3 protein-coding genes are annotated in these 21707 nt (G+C 74.2%); all 3 read right to left on the reverse strand.

Annotated features, from left to right (window positions below; translation table 11 throughout):
* Window positions 1-5104, reverse strand: a 5104-nt coding sequence (locus TR50_RS31605) for a type I polyketide synthase (RefSeq protein WP_236654669.1), incomplete at its 3' end; no start/stop codon positions are given.
* Window positions 5105-5125: 21 nt separating this feature from the next.
* A complete protein-coding gene (locus TR50_RS31610) occupies window positions 5126-14791 on the reverse strand; it encodes a type I polyketide synthase (RefSeq protein ID WP_052441586.1) in 9666 nt (3221 codons plus the stop codon).
* 114 nt (window positions 14792-14905) lie between these two features.
* The coding region (locus TR50_RS31615; RefSeq protein WP_160311216.1) for a type I polyketide synthase at window positions 14906-21707 on the reverse strand (6802 nt) is incomplete at its 5' end.

Consider the following 21707-nt stretch of genomic DNA (forward strand, 5'->3'; position numbering starts at 1 on the left):
CCCGGCCGGACTCGACCGCCGTCGCGTCCGCATAGCCCAGCACCGCCGCCACACGACCGCACACCAGGTCCAGCAGCGCACCCTCGCGCTCCCCCGCGGGGAGGGCCAGCAGACGGTCGCTCAGCTCCGAGCCGCCGACCGCACCGGCCCGCGCGACACGACGCGCCGGGACCCGGACCAGCCCACGCAGCAGCGGCAGTACCTCGCGACCGGCGTTCCGGCGCAGCGCGGCCAGGTCCAGGTGCATCGGGACCAGGGTCGCGGCGTCGGTACGAAGGGCGACGTCGAAGAGGGCCAGACCCTCCGTCCCGGTGAGGCCCTGCACGCCGGAGCGCGCCATCCGCTCGACATCGCCCTCGCCGAGACCGGCCGCCATCCCCGCGCCCTCGGCCCACAGGCCCCAGGCCAGTGAGACCGCCGGGAGGCCCTGCGCGCGTCGCACGGCGGCGAGGGCGTCGAGGAAGACGTTCGCGGCGGCGTAGTTGCCCTGCCCCGGACCGCCGAAGGTCCCGGCGGCGGAGGAGAAGAGCACGAACGCGGAGAGGTCCGAGGTGAGTTCGTGGAGATTGAGCGCGGCGTCCAGCTTCGGACGCAGCACCGAGTCCAAGCGCTCAGGAGTGAGCGAGGAGACGATCCCGTCGTCCAGCACACCGGCCGTGTGCACCACACCCGAGACCCGGTGCTCCGCCAGCAGCCCGGCCAGCGCCTCACGGTCCGCCACATCGCACGCAGCGACCGTGACCGAGGCACCGAACTCCGCCAGTTCGTCGGCGAGTTCGGCCATGCCGGCCGCGTTCACGCCGCGCCGCGACACCAGCAGCAGGCTCCGCACCCCGTGCTCCGCCACCAGATGCCGGGCGACCAGCCCGCCCAGCGTGCCGGACGCACCGGTCACCAGCACCGTGCCCTCGGCGTCGAACACCGGCGCCGGGTCGGTCCGGGGCGTCCGGGCCAGCCGTGGTACGCGCAGGACGTCATCGCGCAGGGCGAGTTCGGGTTCGCCCGATGCCAGCGCCCCGGCCAGCAGGTCGCCCGACACGGCGTGCGCGTCGAGGTCGAGGTCGAGGTCGAGCAGAACGAACCGGTCGGGGTTCTCGGCCTGCGCCGAGCGCAGCAGACCCCAGACCGGAGCGTGCACCAGATCCTGCGGCCCCGCCTCGTCGGCGGCCACCGCGCCACGGGTCACCAGGACCAGGCGGGAGGCCGCGAACCGGTCGTCCGCCAGCCACCCCTGGACCACGGCGAGCACATCGCCCAGAGCGGTCCGCACCGCAGCGGCGAGGTCGGCGGCGGGCGCGGTGCCCAGAGCGAGAAGAACCGTGTCGGGTGCGGCCAGACCGCCGTCCACCGCCGCGGCCAGCGCCGCCAGGTCGGCGAACACCTCGGCGCCCGAACCCAGCACGTCCTCGCCCAGCGCCGCCCAGCCCCCGACCGACGCCGACGCCGACGCCGACGAGACGGGCAACGGGACCCAATCCACGCGGAACAGCGAATCCGTGAACCCGCCACGGGCCGCCCGCACCTGCTCCTCGGACACCTCCCGCAGCACCAACGAGTCGACCGAGGCCACCGGTCGGCCGGACTCGTCGGCCAGGTCCAGGGTGATCGCGTCCGGTCCGGTGCGTGACAGCCGGGCGCGCAGCACGGCCGCACCCGAGGCGTGCAGCGTCACACCGTTCCAAGCGAACGGGATCCGTCCGCGGCCGGTGTCCGCCAGCAGGTCACCGATGCCGACCGCGTGCAGCGCGGCGTCCAGCAAGGCGGGATGGAGGCCGAAGGAGGCCGCGCCGTCGCGGGCGTCCTGCGGCAGCGCCACCTCGGCGAACAGCTCGTCGGCCCGCCGCCATGCGGCGCGCAGGCCCTGGAACACCGGGCCGTAACCGAAGCCGGCGGCGGCCAGGCGCTCGTACAGGTCTGTCACGTCGACCTCGGACGCACCGGCCGGCGGCCACGGGGCCAGGTCGGACGACGGTTCCTCAGCGCTCGTGACGGGCGCGAGCACGCCGGTGGCGTGCCGGGTCCACGGTTCCTCCGGCAGTGCCTCCTCCGGGCGCGAGTGCACAGAGAGCGGACGGCTGCCCGACTCGTCCACCGCGCCCAGCGCCAGACGCAGCTGAACGCCGCCATGCGCGGGCAGGACCAGCGGTGCCTCCAGCGTCAGCTCCTCCAGCACGGAGCAGCCGACCTGGTCGCCGGTGCGGATCGCCAGTTCGACGAAGGCGGTGCCCGGCAGCAGGATCGAGCCCATGACGGCGTGATCGGCCAGCCACGGCTGCGACTGCACCGACAGCCGGGCCGTGAAGACCAGCCCGTCCCAGTGCGGGAGTTCGACGCTCGCGCCGAGCAGCGGATGTCCGGCGGCGACGAGCCCGAGCGATGCGGGGTCCCCGGTCGGCGCACCTCCCTCCAGCCAGTACCGTGCGCGCTGGAAGGGGTAGGTGGGCAGGTCGATCCGACGCCCGCCGGTACCCGCGAAGACGGCTGTCCAGTCGACGGTCACCCCGCGCACGTGGGCCTGGGCGAGCGCGGTGGTCAGCGTGCGGACCTCCGGACGCTCCGCCCGCAGCACCGGCACGAACGCGGTGCTGTCCTCGGTGGCACAGTCCTGGCCCATCGCGGCGAGTACGCCGTCCGGACCGAGCTCCACGAACGTGCGGACGCCCTCGCGCTCCAGCGTCTCGACCGCGTCGCGGAAGCGCACCGCCTCGCGGACATGCCGCACCCAGTACTCGGGCGAGGTCAGGTCGGCCGACTGGTCGAGCGTCGACACGATCGGGATCCGCGGAGCCTGGAACGCCAGACCCGCCACGACAGCCCGGAACTCGTCCAGCATCGGGTCCATCAGCGGCGAGTGGAAGGCATGGCTGACCGTCAGCCGCTTGGTCTTGCGACCCTGCGCGACCAACTGCTCAGCCACAGCCAGCACCGCCGCCTCGGCACCCGAAAGCACCACCGACATCGGACCGTTGACCGCCGCGATCCCCACCTCACCGGTGAGCAGCGGCAACACCTCGTCCTCGGACGCCTGCACCGCCACCATCACGCCACCCGACGGCAGCGCCTGCATCAACCGACCACGCGCCGCCACCAGCTTCGCCGCGTCCGCCAGCGACAGCACCCCCGCCACATGTGCGGCTGCGATCTCACCGATCGAATGCCCCGCCAGGAAGTCCGGCCGCATTCCCCACGACTCGACCAGGCGGAACAGCGCCACCTCAAGCGCGAACAATGCCGACTGCGTGTAGCCGGTCTCGTGGATCGACTCGCCCTCGGCGGCGAACAACAGCTCGCGCAGTGGACGGTCCAGGTGGGTGTCGAGCTCCGCGCACACCTCGTCCAGCGCGTTCGCGAACACCGGGAACGCGCCGTGGAGTTCGGCGCCCATGCCGGGACGCTGGCTGCCCTGGCCGGTGAACAGGAACGCCGTGCGTCCCTCGACCACCGAACCCGCGACGACGTTCGCCGCCGACTCCCCGGCCGCGAACGCGAGCAGTCCGCGCAGCAGTTCCTGTCGCTCCCCCGCCACGACCACCGCGCGTCGTTCCAGGGACGCGCGGCTCGTCGCCGACGAGTAGGCGATGTCGAGCGGTTCGGCCTCGCCGGCGACCGGAAGCAAGCGCTCGGCCTGGGCCTGCAGCGCGCCTGCGTCCTGCGCCGACAGCAGCACCGGCAGGACCGACGGCGCCGCCGAGGGCTCGGCGACCTCCTCCGTGGAGACCTCCGGAGCCTGCTCCAGGATCGTGTGCGCGTTGGTCCCGCTCACACCGAAGGCCGAGACACCGGCCCGACGCGGCGCACCGGTCTCCGGCCACGCCATCGCCTCGGTCAGCAGCTCCACCGCACCCGCCGACCAGTCGACATGCGGCGTCGGCTCGTCCACGTGCAGCGTCTGCGGCAGCACGCCGTGCCGCATCGCCATGACCATCTTGATCACACCGGCCACACCCGCCGCCGCCTGCGTGTGACCCACGTTGGACTTCAACGAACCCAGCCACAGCGGCCGTTCGCGGTCCTGTCCGTACGTCGCCAGCAAGGCCTGCGCCTCGATCGGGTCGCCCAGAGTGGTGCCCGTGCCATGCGCCTCGACGGCGTCCACCTGGTCCGCCGTCAGACGCGCGTTCTCCAGGGCCTGACGGATCACGCGCTGCTGCGACGGACCGTTCGGGGCCGTCAGACCGTTGCTCGCACCGTCCTGGTTGACGGCCGAGCCGCGCACGACCGCCAGCACCGGGTGACCGTTGCGGCGGGCGTCCGAGAGCCGCTCGACCAGCAGCATGCCGACGCCTTCGGCCCAGCCCGTGCCGTCCGCACCGGCGGCGAAGGCCTTGCACCGGCCGTCGGTGGCCAGACCGTGCTGGCGGCTGAACTCGACGAACACGTCCGGGGTCGCGAGTACCGTCACACCGCCCGCCAACGCCATCGAGCACTCGCCGTTGCGCAGCGCCTGGACGGCGAGGTGCAGCGAGACCAGCGACGAGGAGCAGGCGGTGTCCACGGTGACCGCGGGACCCTCGAAGCCGAAGGTGTAGGAGACGCGGCCGGAGACCACCGCGGCCGCGTTGCCGGTGAGCAGGTAGCCCTCGACGCCCTCCGGCATCTGGTCGGTCACGCCGGCGTAGCCGGACGCGGAGGCGCCGACGAAGACGCCGGTGCTGCTGCCGCGGACCGTCGCCGGGTCGATGCCGGCCCGCTCGAACACCTCCCAGGAGGTCTCCAGCAGCAGCCGCTGCTGCGGGTCCATCGCCAGCGCCTCACGCGGGCTGATGCCGAAGAAGGCCGGGTCGAACTCGGCGGCCTCGGCGAGGAACCCGCCGCCGCGGGCGTAGAAGGTGCCCTGGCGGTCGGGGTCCTCGTCGTACAGGTCGGCCAGTCGCCACCCGCGGTCGGCGGGGAACTCACCGATCGCGTCGACGCCGTCGGCGACCAGCCGCCACAGCGCCTCCGGTGATGCCACGCCTCCAGGGAACCGGCAGCTCATCGCGACGATCGCGATCGGCTCCTTGGAGGCCGCGATCAGCTGCTGGTTCTGCCGACGCAGTCGCTCGGTCTCCTTGATGGAGGCCCGAAGTGCTGCGACTGCTTTTTCGTTCGGCGTGGTCATGATGAGCTCCGCACTTCGGACGTGTCAGGAATCGTTGCTGTCGAGAGCGATGTCGATGAGGCTGTCCAGGTCCAGCGAGTCGAGCGAGTCGATCAGGTCCGACTCGTCACCGCCGTCCTCGGTCCCGGCCCGGTCGTCGGGGTCGGCCAGCCGCAGCAGGGTGTCCAGGAGTCCCAGCTCCCGGAACCGGGCGAGCGGGACGCTCGCCAGGGCCTGGCGCAGCGCGGCCTCCTGGGGGTCGACGGCCGCCGCGCGGGCGTGCTCCGGGAAGACCGCGTCCCGCAGGTGCTCGGCCAGGGCGGTGGGCGTCGGGTAGTCGAAGACCGCGCTGGCAGGCAGCTTCAGCCCGGTCTCCTTCGCCAGCCGGTTGCGCAGCTCGACCGCCGTCAGCGAGTCGAAGCCGAGCGCCCGGAAGGCCATGCCTGCCTCGACCGCGTGCGCGCCGGAGTATCCGAGCACCTCGGCGACCTGACCGCGCACCAGCTCCAGCAGCGCGCGGTCGCGGTCGGCGTCGCTCAGGTCGGCCAGCCGCTCCCGCAGCCCGGCCGGAGCACCCGTTCCGGCGGACGCCGCGTCGGCCTGCTCGGCGGCCTGCTCTGCGGCCAGCGCCTCACGGACCTCGGGCAGCTCGCCCAGCAGTGGACGGGGACGGGCGGCAGTGAAGGACGGGACGAAGCGCGTCCAGTCGACGTCGGCGACGACCCCGGTGGGCGCGCCCGCGTCCAGGGCCAGCTGAAGGCCGAGCAGCGCGCTGCCCGGTGCCATCACCTGGAGACCGAAGCGGCTCAGGTGCTGCTCGGCGGCCTCGCCGGCGGCCATCCCGGCCTCGGCCCAGGGACCCCAGGCCACCGAGGTTCCGGCCAGGCCGCGGGCCCGGCGGGCCTCGACCAGGGCGTCCAGGAAGGCGTTGGCGGCGGCGTAGCCCGCCTGGCCGCCGCTGCCCCACACACCGGCGATGGAGGAGAAGGTGACGAAGGCGTCCAGCTCGGTGTCGCCGAGCAGGTCGTCCAGGTGCGCCGCGCCGACCACCTTGGCCTCGACGACGGCCGCCAGGTCGCCGAGCTCGCTGTCCCGCAGGGCGGCGTCGGCGACCACGCCGGCCGCGTACACGACGGCCGTGAGGGGCCGGTCGGCGGGGACGGCGGCGAGCAGTGCGGCGAGCGCCGCACGGTCGGCCACGTCGCAGGCCGCGACGGTCACGGTGGCACCCAACTCGTTCAGCTCGGCTGTCAGTTCGGCCGCTCCCGGGGCGTCGGCGCCGCGGCGGCTGGTGAGCACCAGGTGCTCGGCCCCGCCTCGGGCCAGCCAGCGGGCCACCTCGGCGCCCAGGGCTCCGGTGCCGCCGGTGACCAGCACCGTGCCGCGCGGCTGCCAGGAGCTGCCGCTGACGCCGCTGACCTGCGACGCGCGGACCAGGCGGCGGGCGTGCAGGCCCGAGGGCCGCACCGCGAGCTGGTCCTCGCCGTCTCCGGACGCCGGTGCGCCGGCTGCCAGCGCGCCGGTCAGCAGCCCCAGGGCGCGCTCGTCCAGCTGCGCGGGGAGATCGATCAGGCCGCCCCAGCGGTCCGGGTGCTCCAGGGCCACCACCCGGCCCAGACCCCAGACCTGGGCCTGGCCGGGGTTGGCGAGCCGGTCGGAGGCGTCGGTCGCGACGGCACCCCGGGTCAGGCACCACAGCGGCGCGGCCACGTCGGCATCGCCCAGCGCCTGCACCAGCAGGGCGGTGGCGGCGAGGCCGCCGGACAGTGCGGGGTGCGCCGGATGCTGCTCCTCGTCGAGGGCGAGCAGCGAGACGACGCCGGCCAGCGGCCCGGAGTGGGCGAGCTCGCCGCGCAGCCGCTCGGCCAGCGCGGCGCGTCCGGCCGTGAGGTCGTCGACGGTGAGGGTGAGCCGGCCGGTGTCGGCACCGGCCCCGGCCAGGGCCGCCAGCGCGGCCTCGGTCGGCTCGGCCGCCGCTTCCGCGGTCGGAGTGACGACGAGCCAGGTGCCGGCGAGCGTGGCGGCGGAGACGGAGGGCAGGCGGTTCCAGGTGATCCGGTAGCGCCAGCCGTCCACCGTGGAGCGGGTGCGGCTCCGGCGACGCCAGGTCGAGAGGGCGGGCAGCACCGAGCTGAGCGGCTGGTCGCCGTCCAGGCCGAGTGTGGCGGTCAGCGCCTCCAGGTCCTCGCGCTCGACGGTCTCCCAGAAACGGGCGTCCGTCGCGTCCGCGCCGGGGGCGCCGTCGGTCGGCGACGCGGCGGCGGGCGTGGGCCAGTAGCGCTCGCGCTGGAAGGCGTAGGTGGGCAGGTCGACGCGCCGGGCGCCGGTGCTCGCGAAGTAGGCCGGCCAGTCCACCGCCTGTCCTCGGGCGTGGGCCCGGGCGAGGGCGGTCACCAGGGTCCGGCCCTCGGCGCGGTCGCCGCGCAGGGCGGGCGCGAAGGCGGCGTCCTCGGCGGTGACGCAGTCCTGGGCGAGCGCGGTCAGGGTGCCGTCCGGGCCCAGCTCCAGGAAGGTGCGGACGCCTTCGCGCTCCAACGTCGCGACGGCGTCGGCGAAGCGGACCGCCTCGCGCACGTGCCGCACCCAGTACTCGGGCGTCGTGAGGTCGGCGTCCTGGTCGAGGGTGGAGACGATCGGGATCCGGGGCTCGTGGAACGCCAGCCCCTCGACCACCGCGCGGAACTCGTCCAGCATCGGGTCCATCAGCGGCGAGTGGAACGCATGACTGACCGTCAGTCGCTTCGTCTTGCGACCCTCGGCGGCCAGCTTCTCCGCCACCTCCAGCACGGCCTCCTCGACGCCGGAGATCACCACCGAGGTAGGTCCGTTGACGGCGGCGATCCCCACCTCGCCGGTGAGCAGCGGCAGCACCTCGTCCTCGGACGCCTGCACCGCCACCATCGCACCGCCCGAAGGCAGCGCCTGCATCAAGCGGCCACGCGCCGCCACCAGCTTGGCGGCGTCCGCCAGCGACAGCACCCCGGCCACATGCGCGGCCGCGACCTCGCCGATCGAGTGCCCCGCCAGGAAGTCCGGCCGCACACCCCACGACTCCACCAGACGGAACAGCGCCACCTCAAGCGCGAACAACGCCGGCTGCGTGCAACCGGTCCGGTTCAGCGGCTCGCCGCCCTCCGTCATGACGTCCCGCAGCGGACGCTCCAGGTACCCGTCGAGCTCCGCGCACACGGCGTCGAGAGCCTCGGCGAACACCGGGTACGTCTCGTACAACTCAGCTCCCATGCCAGCCCGCTGACTGCCCTGGCCGGTGAAGAGGAAGGCGAGCCTGCCGCCCGTGGCCGAGCCGGTGACCACGCTCGCACCGGGGGAACCGCAGACCAACCCCTCAAGACCCCCCAGGAACCCCTGATCGTCGTCGGCGACCACCACGGCCCGGTGCTCCAGGGCGGCGCGGCCGGTCGCCAGCGAGTAGGCCAGGTCGACCAGCCGGTCCCCCGACGTGCCGCCGGCGAAGGCGCGCAGCCGCTCCGCCTGCGCGCGCAGCGCCGGCTCGGTGCGGGCCGACAGGACCAGCGGGAGCGGGCCCGGGGCGGACGTCGGCGCGGCCTCGACGGGCTCGGCAGCCGGGGCCTGCTCCAGCACCACGTGGGCGTTGGTGCCGCTGACGCCGAAGGACGACACGCCGGCCCGGCGCGGGCGGCCGGTCTCGGGCCACTCCCGCGCCTCGGTCAGCACCTCCACCGCGCCCGCCGACCAGTCGACGTGCGCGCTGGGGGCGTCGACGTGCAGGCTCTGCGGAAGCACGCCGTGCCGCATGGCCAGCACCATCTTGATGATGCCCGCGACACCGGCCGCGGCCTGGGTGTGGCCGATGTTCGACTTGATCGAGCCCAGCCACAGCGGCTGGTCCGCCGGACGCTGACCGTAGGTGGCGAGCAGCGCCTGCGCCTCGATCGGGTCGCCCAGCGTGGTGCCGGTGCCGTGCGCCTCGACCGCGTCCACCTCGTCCACGGAGAGGCCGGCGGCGGCCAGCGCCTGACGGATGACGCGCTGCTGGGCCGGCCCGTTCGGAGCCGTGAGACCGTTGCTCGCACCGTCCTGGTTGACGGCCGAGCCGCGCACGACCGCCAGCACGGGGTGCCCGTTGCGGCGCGCGTCGGAGAGCCGCTCGACGAGCAGCATGCCGACGCCCTCGCCCCAGCCGGTGCCGTCGGCCGCCGCCGCGAACGGCTTGCAGCGACCGTCGGCGGCCAGGCCGCGCTGGCGGCTGAACTCCACGAAGGCGCCAGGCGTGGACATCACGGTGACACCCCCGGCGAGGGCCATCGTGCATTCGCCGTTGCGCAGCGCCTGGATCGCCCAGTGCAGCGCGACCAGCGAGGACGAGCATGCCGTGTCGACCGTGACGGCCGGGCCCTCCAGGCCGAAGGTGTAGGAGAGGCGGCCGGAGACCACGCTGGCGGCGGTGCCGGTGCCGAGCTGACCCTCCAGCTCCTCCGCGGCGTTGGCCGCGAGGGCGAGGTAGTCCTGGCCGTTGGTGCCGACGAAGACGCCGGCCTGGCTGCCGCGCAGCGCGGCCGGGTCGATGCCGGCCCGCTCGAACGCCTCCCACGAGGTCTCCAGCAGCAGCCGCTGCTGCGGGTCCATCGCCAGCGCCTCACGCGGGCTGATGCCGAAGAAGGTCGGGTCGAACTCGGCGGCGTCGTGCAGGAAGCCGCCCTCGCGGGCGTAGCACGTCCCGCTCTGCTCGGCGTCGGCGCTGTGCAGCGCCTCCAGGTCCCAGCCGCGGTCGGTCGGGAAGCCGGAGACCGCGTCGCTGCCGGAGGCGAGCAGCTGCCACAGCTCCTCCGGGCTGCTGACGTCGCCGGGGAAGCGGCAGCTCATGCTGATGATGGCGATCGGCTCGTCGTCCGCCACGGCGACCGCGGGCAGGGACGTCTCGGCCTGCTGCCCGCCGAGCAGCTCGGTGTGCAGGAACCCGGCGAGCGCGGTGGAGGTCGGGTAGTCGAAGACCAGCGTGCTCGGCAGGTTGAGGCCGGTGACGGTGTTCAGGCGGTTGCGCAGTTCGACCGCGGTCAGCGAGTCGAAGCCGAGCTCCTTGAACGCCCGCGCGGCGTCGACCGCGTCCGGCGTCGCGTAGCCGAGCACGGTGGCCACCTCGGTGCGGACCGCGTCGAGCAGGGCGCGGTCCCGCTCCACCGCCGAGAGCGCGGCCAGTCGCTGGGCCAGCGGCCCGAGCGGCGACTCCCCGCCGACGGCGTCGGCTCCGGCCGTCGCCAAGGCCGCGCGGGCCTCGGGGATCCGGTCGAAGAGGGCGGTGCCGCGGCGACCGGTCGTGAGGCCGCCCAGCAGCAGCTGCCAGTCGATGTCGGCGACGGCCAGGGTGCTGTCGCCGTTGACCAGCGCCTGCTGAAGGGCGGTGATCGCGCGGTCGGGGGCCATCGGCGGGACGCCCTCCCGTCGCAGGCGCTGCCCCAGCGCCCCGTCGGCGGCCATGCCGCCGCTGCTCCACGGACCCCAGGCGATGGACGTCGCGGCCAGGCCGTCGGCCCGGCGCTGCTCGGCCAGCGCGTCCAGGTAGGCGTTGGCGGCGGCGTAGTTGGCCTGACCGGCGTTGCCGATGGTGCCTGCGGTGGAGGAGAACAGCACGAACGCGGAGAGGTCGTGGGTGAGTTCGTGCAGGTTCCGGGCGGCGTCCACCTTCGGGCGGGCCACCGCGGCGAAACGCTCCGCCGTCTGCGCGTCCACGACGCCGTCGTCCAGCACACCCGCCGTGTGGAACACGGCGGTGACCGGGTGGTCCAGCGACGCGAGCAGCGCGGCCAGCGCGTCCCGGTCGGCCACGTCGCAGGCGGCGACGGTGACGGCGGCACCCGACGCGGCCAGCTCGTCGCGCAGCTCGACCGCACCGGGCGCGTCCAGTCCACGACGGCTCGTCAGCACCAGGCGCTCCGCGCCGTTGCGCACCAGCCAACGCGCAACCTCCGCGCCCAGCGCGCCGGTGCCACCGGTGACCAGCACCGTGCCGGACGGCCGCCACTCGGCCGGCTCCCCGCGCGACGCCCGCACCAGACGACGACCGAAGACACCCGACGCACGGACGGCGACCTGGTCCTCGTCACCGGCGAGGAGCTCCACGAGGTGGGTGAGCGCGCGCTCGTCCGGAGCCTCGGGCAGGTCGACCAGACCGCCCCAGCGCTCCGGGTGCTCCAGCGCCACCACCCGGCCCAGTCCCCACAGCTGCGCCTGCACCGGGACGGCCAGCCGGTCGGACTCGCCGGTCGAGACCGCGCCGCGCGTCACGCACCACAGCGGCGCGTCGACCCGCACGTCACCCAGCGCCTGCACCAGCGCCAGGGTCCCGGCCACCGCGCACGTCTCATCCCACGCGAGGAGCGAGACCACGCCGGAGACCGGACCGCCCTCGGAGACCGCGGCGTGCAGCGCGTCCCTGACGGGGGCCCGCTCGGGGGCGACCGGCTCGACCACGCGCACGTCGACGCCTCGGCCGGTCAGCAGCCGGACCACGCCCTGGACGTCGGCGTCCCCGGCGTGCCCCGCCGGCACCGCCACCAGCCAGCGGCCCGCCGCCACGGCCACGGGAGTCTCGGTGATGGGCGTCCAACGGACCCGGTAACGCCAGCCGTCCACGACGGACTGCTCGCGGCTCTGCCGACGCCACGCCGACAGCGCGGGCAGGACGGCACCGAGCGCCGCACCGTCCGCGACGGCGAGCGTCTCGGCGAGCGCCTCGACGTCCTCGCGCTCCACGGCCTCCCAGAACCCGGCGTCCGGTTGCTCGGCCGACGCGTGCGGTGCTGCCGCCGAACCGCCACCCGACTCCAACCAGAACCAGTCGTGCTGGAAGGCGTAGGTGGGCAGCTCGACCCGGTGGGCGGCGCGGCCTGCGAACAGGGCCGTCCGGTCCAGCGCGCCGCCGCGCACCTGGGCGTGCCCGACGCCGATCAGCAGCGTCTCGACCTCAGGCCGACCCACGCGCAGCACCGGTGCGAACGCGGTGGCCTCCTCGGAGGCGCAGTCCTGTCCCATCGCGGACAACGTCCCGTCCGGGCCCAGCTCCAGGAAGGTACGGACGCCCTCGCGCTCCAGGCTCTCGACCGCGTCGCGGAAGCGCACCGCCTCACGCACATGGCGCACCCAGTACGCGGGAGTGGTGAGGTCGGCGAACTGGTCCAGAGTGGAGACGATCGGGATCCTCGGCTCGTCGAACTCCAACGACTCCACGACGGCCCGGAACTCGTCCAGCATCGGGTCCATCAGCGGCGAGTGGAACGCGTGACTGACCGTCAGTCGCTTCGTCTTGCGTCCCTGTGCGGACAGTTGGTCCGCGACGTCCAGGACGGCCTGCTCGGTGCCGGAGATCACCACGGAGGTGGGCCCGTTGACGGCCGCGATGCCCACCTGGTCGGTCAGCAGCGGCAGCACCTCCGCCTCAGAGGCCTGCACGGCCACCATCGCGCCACCGGCAGGGAGCGCCTGCATCAACCGACCACGCGCCGCGACCAGCCTCGCGGCGTCCGCCAGCGACAACACACCCGCCACGTGCGCGGCCGCGACCTCACCGATCGAATGCCCCGCCAGGAAGTCCGGCCGCACACCCCACGACTCCACGAGCCGGAACAGCGCCACCTCGAGGGCGAACAACGCCGGCTGCGTGAACGCCGTCTCGTCGATCCGCTCACCCGCGAAGACGACCTCCCGCAACGGCAGGCCCAACTCCCCGTCGAACTCTGCGCACACCGCGTCGAACGCCACCGCGAACACCGGGAACGCCTCGTACAGCTCACGGCCCATCCCGGCCCGCTGACTGCCCTGACCAGTGAACAGGAAGGCGAGTCCGCCCTCGGTGACGGCACCGCGCACCACGGTCTGCGCCGTGTGCTCCCCGGCGGCCAGCGCCTGCAGGCCGCGGCGGAAGTCGTCGAGCTCGGCGCCGACCAGCACCGCGCGGTGCGGCAGTGCCGCCCGGGTGGTGGCCAGGGAGTAGCCGAGGTCGAGGGGGGTGGGCGTCGCGTCCACGGCCAGCCGGGCGAGCAGCCGGCCGGCCTGGGCGCGCAGGGCGTCGGCGCTGCGCGCGGAGAGCAGCCACGGCACCAACGCGGTCGCCACCGGGCCGGACGAGGCGGCGGGCGAGGCACTGGACGAGGCGGAGGTCGAGGCGGAGGTCGAGGCGGAGGTCGAGGCGGAGGTCGAGGCGGAGGTCGAGGCGGAGGTCGAGGCGGAGGTCGAGGCGGAGGTCGAGGCGGAGGTCGAGGCGGAGGTCGAGGCGGAGGTCGAGGCAGTGGACGTCGCGGCCGCGCCGTCGGGGCCCTCGGCCGCCGCCGGCTCGTCGCCCTCCGCCGGGACCGGCGCCTGCTCCAGGATCGTGTGCGCGTTCGTGCCGCTGACGCCGAAGGAGGAGACGGCCGCCCGGCGCGGTTCGCCGGTCTCCGGCCAGCCGCGCGCCTCGGTGAGCAGTTCCACCGCGCCGGCCGACCAGTCCACGTGCGGCGTCGGCTCGTCGACGTGCAGCGTCTGCGGCAGCACGCCGTTCCGGATCGCCATGACCATCTTGATCACACCGGCCACACCGGCCGCGGCCTGGGTGTGCCCGATGTTCGACTTGAGCGATCCCAGCCACAGCGGCCGCTCGGCGGCCCGCTCGCGACCGTAGGTGGCAAGGAGGGCCTGTGCCTCGATCGGGTCGCCGAGGGTGGTGCCGGTGCCGTGCGCCTCGACCACGTCCACCTGATCGGCCGTCAGCCGGGCGTCGCCCAGGGCCTGACGGATGACCTTCTGCTGCGCCGGTCCGTTGGGAGCCGTCAGACCGTTGCTCGCACCGTCCTGGTTGACGGCCGAGCCACGCACCACCGCCAGCACCGGGTGACCGTTGCGCCGCGCGTCCGAGAGCCGCTCCACGAGCAGCATCGCGACGCCCTCGGACCAGCCGGTGCCGTCCGCGGCGGCCGCGAAGGACTTGCACCGGCCGTCCGCCGCCAAGCCGCGCTGGCGGCTGAACTCCACGAAGACGTCCGGCGTGGCCATCACCGTCACGCCGCCGACCAGGGCCTGCGAGCAGTCGCCGCGCCGCAGCGCCTGGCATGCCCAGTGCAGCGCGACCAGCGAGGACGAGCAGGCGGTGTCGAGGGTGGCGGCCGGGCCCTCCAGGCCCAGGGTGTAGGCGATGCGGCCGGAGAGCACGCTGGTCGCGTTGCCGGTCAACAGGCGGCCCTCGACGCCTTCCGGCACCTCCGCCAGCTCCGAGCCGTAGCCCTGGTAGCTGCCGCCGACATACACCCCGGTACGGCTGCCGCGCAGGTTGCCCGGGTCGATCCCGGCGCGCTCGCAGACCTCCCAGGACGCCTCCAGCAGCAGCCGCTGCTGCGGGTCCATCGCCAGCGCCTCACGCGGGCTGATGCCGAAGAACTCCGGGTCGAAGCCGCCCGCGTCGTGCAGGAAGCCGCCGCCGGTCGCGTAGACCGTGCCCGGGTGGTCCGGGTCCGGGTGGTAGAGACCCTCGACGTCCCAGCCGCGGTCGGCGGGGAACGGGGTGATGGCGTCCCCGCCGGTGGCCACCAGCTGCCACAGGTCCTCCGGCGAGCGCACCCCGCCGGGCAGGCGGCAGCTCATCGCCACGATCGCGATGGGCTCCTGGTCGGCGTCCTCGACCTCGCGAAGCCTGCGGGTGGTCCGGCGCAGCTCCGCGGTCATCCACTTGAGGTGGTCGAGGAGCTTCTTTTCGTCTGCCATCAGAGGGCCACCTTCCGGGAAGCCGGGACAAGTGCGGTGATCACGCGGGACGTCACGGTCGGGGTCTGGTTCCGGACCGGGGCCGGGAGCTGGACGGTCGGCTGGAAGCGCACGTCAGTCCCGCCCGAATTCCCGGCTGATGATGTCGAAGAGGTCGTCGGCCGACGCGTCGGCCAACTCGTCGTCCTCGGCGGTGTCTGCTGCATCGTCGGTCGCGTTCCACTTCGACAGGAGGGCCTGGAGCCGCGCCGTGACGCGCTCCCGGTCTGCGTGATCGGGGGACATGGTGGAGAGCCGCTGGTCCAGTGCGTCCAGCTCGGCGAGTACCGGCGCGGCGCCGTCGGCCGCGTCCGGCACGATCTCCGCGCCGAGGTGACCGGCCAGGGCCGTGGGGTTCGGGTAGTCGAACACCAGGCTGGTCGGCAGGCGCAGGCCGGTGGCCGCGGTGAGCCGGTTGCGCAGCTCGACCGCGGTGAGCGAGTCGAAGCCGAGCTCGTTGAAGGCCCGTCCGGCCTCCACCGCGCCGGTGCCGGCGTAGCCGAGCACCGCGGCGACCTCGGTGCGGACCAGGTCGAGCAGGGCGCGGTCCCGCTCGGCGACGGGCAGGACGCGCAGCCGCTCCTGGAACGCCTCGGCCCGGTCGGGCCCGTCGCCCTCGCCCTTGCCCTCGCCCTGGACCAGCGTGCCCGTCAGGGCCTCACGGGCCTCCGGCACCCCGTCGATCAGCGGACGGGGGCGGGCGGCGGCGAAGGCGGGGGCGAACAGCGCCCAGTCCACGTCGGCGACGGTCAGCGCCGTCTCCTGGTGGTCCAGCGCCTGCTGGAGGGCGTTGATCCCCAGCTCGGGGGCCATCACCCGCAGACCACGACGGCGCAACTGCTCGGCGGCCTGCGGGTCCTGGGCCGCCATGCCGATCTCGCCCCACGGGCCCCAGGCCACCGACGTGGCCGTCATACCCGCCGCACGACGCCGCTCGGCGAGTGCGTCCAGGAAGGCGTTGCCCGCCGCGTAGCCGGCCTGGCCGCCGCTGCCCCACACCCCGGCGATCGAGGAGAAGAGCACGAAGGCGTCCAGTTCGGTCTCGCCGAGCGCGGCGTCCAGGTGGACCGCGCCGGAGACCTTGGCGTCCATCACCCAGGCGAGCTCGCCCAGGTCGCTGTCGGCCAGCGCGGTGTCCTGGGTGAGGCCGGCCGCGTGGACCACCGCGCGCAGCGGCGCCGCGTCGCGGCCCTCCACGACCAGCCGCTTGACCAGGGCGTCGACCGCCGAGCGGTCCGCGACGTCACACGCCTCCAGGGTGACCTGGACGCCCAACGCCACGAGCTCGTCCCGCAGTTCGGCCGCACCGGGCGCATCAGCGCCGCGTCGGCCGGTGAGCACCAGGTGCTCGGCGCCGCCACGGGCCAGCCAGCGGGCCACCTCGGCGCCGAGGGCGCCGGTGCCGCCGGTGACCAGCACCGTTCCGCGCGGCTGCCAGGGCGCCACCGGCGCCTGCGGCCGGGTGGCGCGTACCAGGCGGCGGACCAGGACGCCCGAGCGGCGAACCGCCAGTTGGTCCTCGCCGCTGTCCGTGCCGGTGCCGGTGCCGGTGCCGGCCAGGATGGCGACCAGGCGGGCAGCCGCCCGCTCGTCCACCGCCCCCGGCAGGTCGACCAGGCCGCCCCAGCGGTCCGGGTGCTCCAGGGCCACCACCCGGCCCAGACCCCAGACCTGGGCCTGCGCCGCGCTCGGGGCCTGGTCGGCCGGGCCGGTCGAGACGGCCCCGCTGGTCACGCACCACAGCGGCGCGCCGATCCCGGCGTCGCCGAGCGCCTGGGTGAGCGCCACCGTGGCGGCGAACCCGGCCGGCAGCACGGGGTGGCTCGGGTGCGCCTCCTCGTCCAGGGCGAGCAGCGACACGACGCCGACCAGGTCGGCCGTCTCGGCGGCCACGGTGCGCAGTTCCTCGGCCAGGCGGCCGCGGTCGCAGGCGGAGGCATCCACGGTGAGGCGGCGAACCGTCGCGCCCCCGTCGGCGAGAGCCTGCGCCGCAGCCGATACCCGGCCGTCCGCCGACGACGCGGCCGGGACGACCACCAGCCAGGTACCGCCCAGGGTGCTGTGCTCCGCCGCGACGGGCAGCGGCTGCCAGGTGACCCGGTAGCGCCAGCCGTCCACGGTCGACTGCTCCCGCTGCTGGCGACGCCAGGCCGAGAGCACCGGCAGCACGGGAGCAAGAGCGCTCAGCGGCGACTCCGCGTCGCTCGCGTCCACCTCCAGGGTGGCGGCCAGCGCGGCCAGGTCTTCGCTCTCCACGGCCTGCCAGAAGCCGGCGTCCGTCGCGTCCGTGCCGGTCCGGCTGCCACCGGTCTCAGCGACGACGGGCAGCCGCTCGGGCCAGTACGACTGGCGCTGGAAGGCGTAGGTGGGGAGGTCGACGCGCTGCGCGCCGGTGCCGGCGTAGAACGCCGTCCAGTCGACGGTCACGCCGCGCACGTGGGCCTGGGCGAGCGCCGTGGTCAGCGTGCGGGCCTCGGGGCGCTCCGCCCGCAGGACGGGCGCGAACGCGACGTCCTCGACGGTGACGCAGTCCTGGCCGAGCGCGGACAGCACGCCGTCCGGACCCAGCTCCAGGAACGTGCGGACACCCTCACGCTCCAGCGTCGCGACCGCGTCGCGGAAGCGCACCGCCTCGCGGACATGCCGCACCCAGTACTCGGGCGTAGTGAGGTCGGCCGTCTGGTCGAGGGTGGAGACGATCGGGATCCGCGGAGCGTCGAACGTCAGACCCTCGACCACTGTGCGGAACTCGTCGAGCATCGGGTCCATCAACGGCGAGTGGAACGCGTGGCTCACCGTCAGCCGCTTGGTCTTGCGCCCCTGCGCGGCCAACTGCTCGGCCACCGCCAGCACCGCCGCCTCAGCGCCCGAAAGCACCACCGACGTCGGGCCGTTGACCGCCGCGATCCCGACCTGCTCGGCCACCAAGGGCAGCACCTCGTCCTCGGACGCCTGCACCGCCACCATCGCGCCACCGGAGGGCAGCGCCTGCATCAAGCGACCACGTGCCGCGACCAGCCTCGCCGCATCCGCCAGCGACAGCACCCCGGCGACGTGCGCAGCCGCCAACTCACCGATCGAGTGACCGGCCAGGAAGTCCGGCGTCAGACCCCACGACTCCACCAGACGGAACAGCGCGACCTCGACCGCGAACAACGCCGGCTGCGTATACGCCGTCTCGTCGATCCGCTCACCCGCGAAGACGACCTCCCGCACCGAAAGGTCCACGTGCTGGTCCAGGTGCGCGAACACCTCATCCAACGCATCCGCGAACACCGGGAACGCCTCGTACAGCTCACGGCCCATCCCAGCCCGCTGACTGCCCTGACCGGTGAACAGGAACGCCGTCCGGCCCTCCACCACCGAGCCGCGCATCACGTTCGCCGCGGACTCCCCCGCCGCCAACGCGTGCAGTCCGCGCGGCAGCTCGTCCCGCTCGCCGGCGATCACCACCGCGCGGCGCTCCAGCGCCGCCCGGCCCGTCGCCAACGAGTGCGCCATGTCCAGCGGTTCGGCCTCACCGGCAAGCGGCAGCAGCCGCTCGGCCTGGGCCCGCAGGGCGGCGTCGGTCTTCGCGGAGAGAGCCACCGGAAGCACCGACGGCGACACGGTCGCCTCGGCAGCCGTCTCCCGCGCCGATTCCGGCGCCTGCTCCAGGATGGTGTGCGCGTTGGTCCCGCTGATGCCGAACGCGGAGACACCCGCGCGGCGCGGCGCACCGGTCTCAGGCCACGGCCGGGTCTCGGTGATCAGCTCCACCGCGCCCGCCGACCAGTCGACGTGCGGGGTGGGCTCGTCCACGTGCAGCGTCTTCGGCAGCACGCCGTGCTGCATGGCCAGCACCATCTTGATCACACCGGCCACGCCGGCAGCCGCCTGCGTGTGCCCGATGTTGGACTTCACGCCGCCCAGCCACAGCGGGGAGTCGGTGTCCCGGTCCTTGCCGTAAGTGGCGAGCAGCGCCTGGGCCTCGATCGGGTCGCCGAGCTTGGTTCCGGTGCCGTGCGCCTCGACCGCGTCGATCTGGTCGGCCGTCAGCCCGGCCGAGGCCAGCGCCTGACGGATCACGCGCTGCTGCGACGGGCCGTTGGGGGCCGTCAGACCGTTGCTCGCACCGTCCTGGTTCACGGCCGAGCCGCGGACCACCGCGAGCACCGGGTGGCCGTTGCGCTGCGCGTCGGAGAGGCGCTCGACGAGCAGCATGCCCGCACCCTCGCCCCAGCCGGTGCCGTCCGCGGCACCCGCGAACGCCTTGCAGCGACCGTCCGCCGACAGACCGCGTTGGCGGCTGAACTCGACGAACAGGTCCGGCGTGGACATCACGGTCACACCACCGGCCAGCGCCAGAGAGCACTCGCCGCTGCGCAGCGCCTGTACCGCCATGTGCAGCGCGACCAGCGACGCCGAACACGCGGTGTCGACGGAGACCGCCGGGCCCTCCAGGCCGAAGGTGTACGAGAGCCGGCCCGAGATCACACTCGTCGCCGTCCCCGTGAGCCGGTGACCCTCGACGCCTTCCAGGCCGTCGACCAGCAGGTTGGCGTAGTCCTGGCCGTTGGTGCCGATGAAGACGCCGGACTGGCTGCCACGCAGCGACGCCGGGTCGATGCCCGCCCGCTCGAAGACCTCCCACGAGGTCTCCAGCAGCAGACGCTGCTGCGGGTCCATCGACAGCGCCTCACGGGGCGAGATCCCGAAGAACGTCGAGTCGAACTCCGTGACCGCGTCCATGAATCCACCGCCGCGGGCGTACGTCGTGCCCTGGTGGTCCGGGTCCGGGTGGTACAGGCCCTGGAGGTCCCAGCCGCGGTCGGCCGGGAAGGCGCCGATCGCGTCCTCACCGGCGACGAGCAGCTGCCACAGCTCTTCAGGGGTGCTGACGCCGCCGGGGAATCGGCAGCTCATCGCGACGATGGCGATCGGGTCGTCGTCCGTCACGGCGACGGCGGGCAGGGAGGCATGGATGGCCTCCTGCGTACCGAGCAGCTCGGTGCGCAGGTGGTCGGCGAGCGCGGTCGCCGACGGGTAGTCGAAGACCAGCGTCGCCGGCAGCTTCAGACCGGTCGCGGCGTTCATCCGGTTGCGCAGGTCGACAGCGGTGAGCGAGTCGAAGCCCAGCTCCTTGAACGCCCGACCTGCCTCCACGGCGGCCGCGTCGGCGTAACCCAGCACCGCCGCCACCTGGGCGCGCACCAGATCCAGCAGCGCGCGACCCTGCTCCGCGGACGACAGGGCGGCCAGCCGCCCGGTCAGCGAGGACTCCCCCGGCACGGCGGCCGGCGCGAGCGCGGCCGTCATGACGGCGTGGGCCTCGGGGATCTCGTCGAAGAGACGGCTCGGACGGACGGCAGCGGTCTCCGCCGCCACTCGGTCCCAGTCGACGTCGGCGATGGTCACCGTGGTGTCGCTGTTCTCCAGCGCCTGCTGCATCGCGGCGATCGCCAGGGCCGGGGCCATGCCGACGACGCCGTCGCGACGCAGGCGGTCAGCGACCACCTCCTCGGTCGCCAGACCCGCTTCGGCCCAGGCACCCCAGGCGATCGACGTCGCGGCCAGACCGTCAGCCCGACGCTGCTCGGCCAGCGCGTCCAGGAACGCGTTCGCGGCGGCGTAGTTGGACTGGCCGGCGCTGCCGACCGAACCCGCCATCGAGGAGAACAACACGAACGCCGACAGGTCGTGCGTGAGTTCGTGCAGGTTCCGCGCGGCGTCGACCTTCGGACGGGCCACCGCGGCGAAACGCTCCGCCGTCTGCCCGTCCACGACACCGTCGTCCAGCACACCAGCGGTGTGGAACACCGCCGACACCGGGTACTCGGCCAGCAACGCGGCCAGCGCCTCGCGGTCGGCCGCATCGCAGGCGGCGACCGTGACACTCACACCGGCGGCGACCAGCTCGTCCCGCAGCTGGACCGCGCCAGGCGCGTCCAGACCACGACGACTCGTCAGCACCAGACTCTCGGCACCGTTGCGCACCAGCCAACGCGCGACCTCCGCTCCCAGCGCACCGGTGCCGCCCGTGACCAGCACCGTGCCGGACGGCCGCCACGTGGCTGCCTCCCCGCGCGACGCGCGCACCAGACGACGACCGAACACACCCGACGGACGGACCGCGACCTGGTCCTCACCCGCGACGCCCGCGAGCACTCCCGCCAAGCGCGAGAGGACCCGGTCGTCCGCGCTCTCCGGGAGGTCCACCAGACCACCCCAACGCTCCGGATGCTCCAGAGCCACCACCCGACCCAGACCCCACAGCTGCGCCTGCAGCGCACTCAGCGGCCGCTCGGAGCGGGCCGTCGCGACCGCACCGCGCGTCAGGCACCACAGCGGCGCGTCGATCCGCGCATCGCCCAGCGCCTGCACCAGCGTCAGGGTCCCGGCTACTGCGAACGCCTCGTCCCACGCCAGCAGCGAGGCCACACCCGAAACCGACGCACCGTCAGCCACCGCGTCACGCAGCAGCTCCGCCATGACGCCACGGTCCGCAGCCTGCGGTGTCACGACGACCTCACGGACGTCCACACCCCGCCCGGCCAGCATGGTCAGCGTGGCGGACAGAACCGGGTCCTCGACCCGGCCCGCCGGGACGGCCACCAGCCAGGTGCCCGACAGCACGCCCGACGCGGCCTCGGTAACCGGCTTCCAGCTGATCTGGTAGCGCCAGGCGTCGATCGTGTTCTGCTCGCGGTTCTGCCGACGCCAGGCGGACAGCATCGGCAGGACCGCGCCGAGCTCGCTGCCGCTCTCGACCTCCAGAGTGGCGGCCAGCGCGTCCAGGTCCTCCCGCTCGACCGCTTCCCAGAAGCGGGCGTCCACCTCGTCCACCGGGGCGACGGCCGGCGCGGAGGCCGTGGCCTCGAGCCAGTAGTGCTGGCGG

Source organism: Streptacidiphilus anmyonensis (assembly GCF_000787855.1).
In the GTDB taxonomy this organism is placed as follows: Bacteria; Actinomycetota; Actinomycetes; order Streptomycetales; family Streptomycetaceae; genus Streptacidiphilus; species Streptacidiphilus anmyonensis.

Excerpts from the sequence above, each read along its gene's own strand:
- TR50_RS31610 (WP_052441586.1), bottom strand. The coding sequence starts at position 14,791 with ATGGCAGACGAAAAGAAGCTCCTCGACCACCTCAAGTGGATGACCGCG.